Source organism: Phytoactinopolyspora endophytica (genome assembly GCF_004138495.1).
In the GTDB taxonomy this organism is placed as follows: domain Bacteria; phylum Actinomycetota; class Actinomycetes; order Jiangellales; family Jiangellaceae; genus Phytoactinopolyspora; species Phytoactinopolyspora endophytica.
The window spans coordinates 230,567-236,787 of the sequence record NZ_ML142856.1 but is presented as its reverse complement, the minus strand read 5'-3'; the positions used below and the strand labels follow the sequence as shown (position 1 = coordinate 236,787).

Sequence of the window (6,221 nt, the reverse complement as noted above, 5' to 3'; positions counted from 1 at the left end):
CTGCTCAAGCTCTTCGATTCCACGGTCGGTGAAGTACACGCGTTCTCTCCCCCGGGGCCGGGGCATCGCAGAGGCCGCGACGCACACGTCCCCGATCGTGCCTACTCGGACATGTCCCTGCGACGCTCGCGCCCTCGCGGACGCCGAACGTCACCACGAAACCCTGCCACGTGGCCGGTAGGCCTGTCACGTCGTACGGGCTACTACGCGAAAGCGGCGTTGTGTAGCTCGTCCTGCTCCTCGAGGTGCCGCGCCGGCGAGCCCACCGCGGGCGACGTGCTGGCCCGGCGGGTGACATGGGTCAACGCCACTCCCTCCGGCAGCTGCGAGGGCAGATGCACCGCGAGGAAGGGCCACGGTCCCATGTTCTCCGGTTCGTCCTGCACCCAGCGGACCTCGCGCAGCGCGGGGAACGCCGCGAGCTCTGCCTTGATCTGCTCGGAGGGCAAAGGATAGAGCTGCTCGAGCCGGATGATCGCGGTGCGCTCGTCGGCACGCTTCTCGCGACTGTTGAGCAGGTCCCAGACGATCTTTCCGCTGCACAACAGCACCCGCTCGACCTTGGCCGGGTCGATCTGGCCAGGATCGCCCAGCACCGGCCGGAACGACGTCGATCCGGTGAAGTCGTCTGGCTCGGAGACCGCTCGCTTGTTCCGCAGCATCGACTTCGGGGTGAACACGATGAGCGGCTTGTGGTGAGCGGCCAACGTGTGCATCCGGAGCAGGTGGAAGTACGAGGCCGGCGTGGACGGCTGCGCCACCCGGAAGGCTTCCTCGGCCGCCATCAGCAGGAAGCGCTCGATCCGTGCCGACGAATGGTCGGCACCCTGACCCTCGTAGCCGTGCGGGAGCAAGAAGACGACCCCGGATCGCTGACCCCATTTGGCCTCGCCGGAGGTGAGGAATTCGTCGATGATGGTCTGCGCGCCGTTGACGAAGTCTCCGAACTGGGCCTCCCACAGCACCAGGGCCTCCGGCCGGGCGACGGAGTAGCCGTATTCGAAGCCCGTCGCGGCGAACTCGGAGAGCAGGGAGTCGTAGACATAGAACTTGGCCTGCTGCTCGTCGAGGTGCTGCAGCGGAATCCAGGGCTGGCCGGTGTGCCGGTCCACCACGGCGGCGAACCGCTGGACGAACGTGCCTCGTCTGCTGTCCTGGCCGGCCAGCCGGACCGGCCGACCGTCGAGCAGGAGCGAGCCGAACGCGGTGACCTCGGCCGTCGCCCAGTCGATGCCGCCGTCGGTCAGCATGGCGGCGCGCCGCTGAATCTGCGGCAACACCTTCGGGTGCACAGTGAACTGGTCCGGGACGTTGACGTGCGCGTCCGCGATCCGCTTGAGCACCTCCGAGCTGACCGCGGTGACGAGCTCACCCTCCGGCTCGGGCTTCTCCGGATAGCTGGGGACACGGGCCGCGGCGGCGATCTCCGCCTGCCGGGTCTCGGCGAAGACTCGCTCCAGCTGCTGCTGGTAGTCGGCCATGGCCTGCTCGGCCTCTTCGATGCTGATGTCGCCCCGGCCCACCAGCGCCTCGGTGTACAGCTTGCGCACCGGCCGCTTGGCCTTGATGAGGTCGTACATCAACGGTTGGGTGTAGCTGGGGTCGTCGCCCTCGTTGTGGCCACGGAGGCGGTAGCAGACCATGTCGATGACGACGTCCTTCTTGAACGCCTGCCGGAACTCGAAGGCCATCCGGGCCACCCGGGCGCAGGCCTCCGGGTCGTCGCCGTTGACGTGGAAGATCGGCGCCTGCACGGTACGGGCGACGTCCGTGCAGTAGGTCGACGACCGAGACTGTTCCGGGGACGTCGTGTATCCCACCTGGTTGTTCACGACCACGTGCACGGTGCCGCCGGTGCGGTAACCGCGCAGCTGTGACAGGTTGAGGGTCTCGGCCACCACGCCCTGTCCGGCGAACGCCGCGTCGCCGTGGACCAGGATGGGCAACACCGGGAAGGCCTCGCCCTGGTCGAGGATGTCCTGCTTGGCCCGGGCGATGCCTTCCAGAACGGGATTGACCGCTTCCAGGTGGCTGGGGTTGGCGCTGAGCGAGACCTTGATCGTGGAACCGTCCAGCGAGGTGTACTCGCCGTCGGCCCCCAGGTGGTACTTGACGTCCCCCGAGCCCTGAACGGAGCGCGGGTTGATGTTGCCCTGGAACTCACCGAAGATCTGCGTGTAGCTCTTGCCGACGATGTTCGCGAGGACGTTCAGCCGGCCGCGGTGTGCCATGCCGACCGTCGCTTCGTCGAGCCCCGATCCAGCCGCCGCGGCCACCACCTCGTCGAGGATCGGGATCAGGGACTCGCCGCCTTCAAGGGAGAACCGCTTCTGGCCGACGTACTTGGTCTGCAGGAACGACTCGAAGGCTTCGGCCTGGTTGAGCTTGAGCAGGATGCGCAGCTGCTCTTCGCGCGGAGTGAGGTCGATGGGCTTCTCCACCCGTGCCTGGATCCACCTGCGCTGTTCCGGCTCCTGGATGTGCATGTACTCGATGCCGACGGTGCGACAGTAGGCGTTGCGCAGCACGCCGAGGATGTCCCGGAGCAGCATGAGGCGCTTGCTGCCGCCGAAGGAGCCGGTGGCGAACTCGCGGTCGAGATCCCACAGCGTCAGACCGTGCGTGGTGATGTCCAGGTCGGGGTGACTGCGCTGCTGGTACTCCAGCGGGTCTGTGTCGGCCATGAGGTGGCCACGGACCCGGTATGCGTGGATCAGCTCCAGTACACGGGCCTGCTTGCTGACCGCATCCTCGTGGCTGGAGGTCACATCCGTGGCCCAACGTATGGGCTCGTACGGGATGCGCAGCGCCCGGAAGATCTCGTCGTAGAAATCGTGCTCGCCGAGGAGCAGCTGGTGCACCAGACGGAGGAAATCACCGCTCTGCGCACCCTGGATGATCCGGTGGTCATAGGTGCTGGTGATCGTCATCGTCTTGGAGACACCGATGCGCGCCAGCGTCTCGGGAGCGGCGCCCTGGTATTCGGCTGGGTACTCCATGGCGCCGACGCCGATGATGGTGCCCTGGCCCTTCATCAGACGCGGCACCGAGTGCACCGTGCCGATGGTGCCTGGGTTGGTCAGGCTGATCGTGGTGCCCGCGAAGTCGTCGACGGCCAGCTTGCCGTCCCTGGCGCGCCGGACGAGTTCCTCGTAGGCGGACCAGAACTCGGCGAAGTTCAGCGTCTCCGCCTTCTTGATGCTCGGTACCAGCAGCTGTCGCGTCCCGTCCGACTTCTTCATGTCGATCGCGAGACCGAGATTGACATGCGGCGGCTTCACCAGAGCGGGCTTGCCGGCCTCTGTCTGGCCGTATGAGTAGTTCATGTCCGGCATCTGCTTCAACGCCTTCACCAGCGCGAAGCCGATGATGTGCGTGAACGAGACCTTGCCGCCCCGAGAGCGAGCCAGATGGTTGTTGATGACGATGCGGTTGTCCACCAGCAGCTTGGCCGGAACCGCTCGCACGCTGGTTGCGGTCGGAACCTCGAGGCTGGTCTCCATGTTGGTGGCGGTGCGCGCGGGCGCGCCACGGAGCTGGACGGTCTCCTCCTCGGCGGGTGCATCCGGAGAGGGCTCCTCCGAGGCGGTCCGCACCGGAGCCTGCGGCCGGTCGTGCGTGGACTGGGGCGGGGGCGCGGGACTCGCGGCGGCTGTGCCGGAGCGTTCCTGGGCGGCGGGAGAAGCACTGGAGCCGGCTGGCGCGGCCTGAGTAGTCACGGTGGTCCTCGTGGTGGAGCGAGTGGGCGTGGTGTTGGAGGTGGAGCTGGTGCCGGACTGACCGGCATGGGCCGCGAAATAATCCGCCCATTGCTGATCGACACTCGAAGGATCCTTGAGCCAGCTCGCGTACAGTTCTTCGACGAGCCAGTCATTCGGTCCGAACCCCGCTGGCGGGCCGGTGGGAGCCACGGTCGCGATCGCCTACTTTCGATTTCAGAATCCGCCGGTGCTCCCATACAGGTTAGTCCCCGTTCGCAGCTCTCGCATGGCGGCTCCTGTGGTCTAGGTCACGTATCTGCCATCCGGGGTCTCCCGGAGGTTCTTCGAGCTGTGCCCGCGCGACAGGGAGAAGGGTGTGTTCACAGTTGATCTGGGTGGCCCGCCCACGCCGTCCAGACGTAGCCGGCACTCAATCGTTCGTCGTCGGCGACGCGCCGAAGGGCGGGGGCCGGGATACTACGCGCTGTCGGAGGTTGCGACACTGTAAGAGACCGTTTCTACTATCGGAGCATTTGTCCTGAATACGCAAAGAGGTCGCGTACTGCGTGCCCTGCCGGATGGTCGTGCCATCGGCACGGGCTTTGTGGTGCTGGCGGTAGGGCTGGCCGCGCTAATCATCGGGCAGGCCGTTGTGCTGGCCGGATTGCTCGCGGATGGCGTGCTGGAGCGGCCGTCGGTACGGACGCTGGCCGGACCGCTCGTCCTGTTCGCGGGTATCTTGGCCGCGCGCGCCGTATTGGCGTGGTCACAACAGGTCCTCGCGCATCGCGCCGCAGCCTCGGCGAAGGCATCGATGCGACGGCAGGCCCTCCGGCACATTGAGCGGCTGGGGCCCGGATGGTTGAGCGGCCAGCACGCCGGCGGAATCACGACGACGCTCGGGCGCGGCCTGGACGCCCTCGACCCCTATTTCACCGGCTACTTCCCCCAGCTGTTCAACGCCGCCGTCGTACCGCTCGCGGTGCTGGTCTACGTCGCCACCGCGGACCTGACGTCGGCGATCATCATCTGCGTCACGCTGCCGTTGATCCCCATCTTCGGCGCCCTGGTCGGCCTGCAGACGAAGAAGGCGACGAATCGGCAGTGGAAGGCTCTGGAACGGCTCGGCGGGCATTTCCTGGACCTCGTCGCGGGGCTGCCCACGCTGCGGGCCTTCGGGCGAGCGAAGGCCCAGGCCGTCGCGGTGCGCCGAACGGCTGAGGAACACCGGACGGCGACGATGGGGACACTGCGGATCGCGTTCCTGTCGGCGTTGGTCCTCGAGCTGGTCGCGACGTTGTCGGTCGCGCTGATCGCCGTGCCGGTGGGACTCCGCCTGCTGGACGGCAATCTCGACCTGCAGACCGCCCTGGTGATCCTGTTGCTCGCTCCGGAAGCCTACCTGCCGCTGCGCGCATTGGGGTCGCAGTTTCACGCCAGCACCGAAGGCCTGGCGGTGGCTGAGCGGGTCTTCACCGTCCTCGATCAGAAGCCCACCGCTGGCCAGCAGGATCTCCAAGCCCGCCAGGGCCGGTTCCTGGAAGCGGAGATCGGTGAGATCCGGTTCGACGATGTCACCGTCCAGTATCCGGGGCGGAGCACCCCCGCGCTGGATCAGGTATCGCTGAGCGTGCGTCCCGGAGAGCGGGTGGCGCTGGTCGGCCCGAGCGGTGCCGGAAAGAGCACGCTGCTCGGCGTCGTGCTGGGCCTGGTCCATCCCAGCACCGGACGCGTGCTCATATCCGTCGACGATGACATGATCGATCTCGCCGAAACCGATGTGGCGGGGTGGAGACAGCGGCTCGCCTGGGTGCCGCAGCGACCGCACCTGTTCGCCCGCACCGTGGCCGACAACATCCGGCTCGGCCGGCCCGGCGCAAACGACGACGACGTGCGACGAGCGGCTGAGCTGGCGTACGCCGACGAGTTCATCGACCGGCTGCCGCACCGGTACGAGACCGAGCTGGGGGAGCGAGGCACCGGGCTATCCGCCGGCCAGCGTCAGCGAATCGCGCTGGCCAGGGCGTTCCTGCGTGATGCACCGCTGCTCGTGCTGGACGAACCGACCGCTGGGCTGGACGCGGCCAGCGAATCAGCCGTCGTGGAGGCCACCGGCAGGCTGATGGCCGGCCGGACGGTCCTGGTGGTGGCCCACCGTCCCGCGATGGTCGCGGGCGCCGACCGCGTCATCCGGATGGAGCACGGCCGGATCGTCGACGAGCAGCCGCGAGCTGCGGCGGAAGTTACGGTCACGGCTGGTGCCGACATCGGCATGCCGGGACACAGTCTCCGCATGCCGGAGGTGACCTGATGGCCGTCGACGCCCGGACACCGGACACAGCACCAGTCGAGGCGGCTGCCGACTCCGGGGCAGCCGGGCCGTTGAGGCGGTTGCTCCGGTTGCTCCGGCCGCATCTCGCGCGTCTGATGCTGGCGGGCGCCGCGGGAGTGATGGCCGAGCTTGCGGCGCTGGGGCTGATGGGAACGGCCGCGTGGCTGATCGCCCGTGCGGCCCAACAG

Annotated in this window: 2 protein-coding genes and 1 pseudogene; 2 read left to right on the top strand and 1 reads right to left on the bottom strand. The window is 67.7% G+C overall.

Translation table 11 applies throughout. The annotated features are described in order from the left end of the window. Positions 1-203: 203 nt before the first annotated feature. A complete protein-coding gene (locus ELR45_RS17380; RefSeq protein ID WP_129667511.1) occupies positions 204-3,920 on the bottom strand; it encodes a multifunctional oxoglutarate decarboxylase/oxoglutarate dehydrogenase thiamine pyrophosphate-binding subunit/dihydrolipoyllysine-residue succinyltransferase subunit in 3,717 nt (1,238 codons plus the stop codon). A gap of 388 nt (positions 3,921-4,308) precedes the next feature. Between ELR45_RS17380 and cydD the strand changes: the two genes are divergently transcribed. Both cydD and ELR45_RS38175 read left to right on the top strand, forming a co-directional pair. Beyond that, positions 4,309-6,012, top strand: coding sequence for a thiol reductant ABC exporter subunit CydD (cydD, locus tag ELR45_RS17375; RefSeq protein ID WP_205856769.1), 1,704 nt, complete (start codon positions 4,309-4,311; stop codon positions 6,010-6,012). After that, a pseudogene (locus ELR45_RS38175) lies at positions 6,012-6,221 on the top strand (hypothetical protein); the annotation flags it as partial. The gene cydD and the pseudogene ELR45_RS38175, both read left to right, overlap by 1 nt.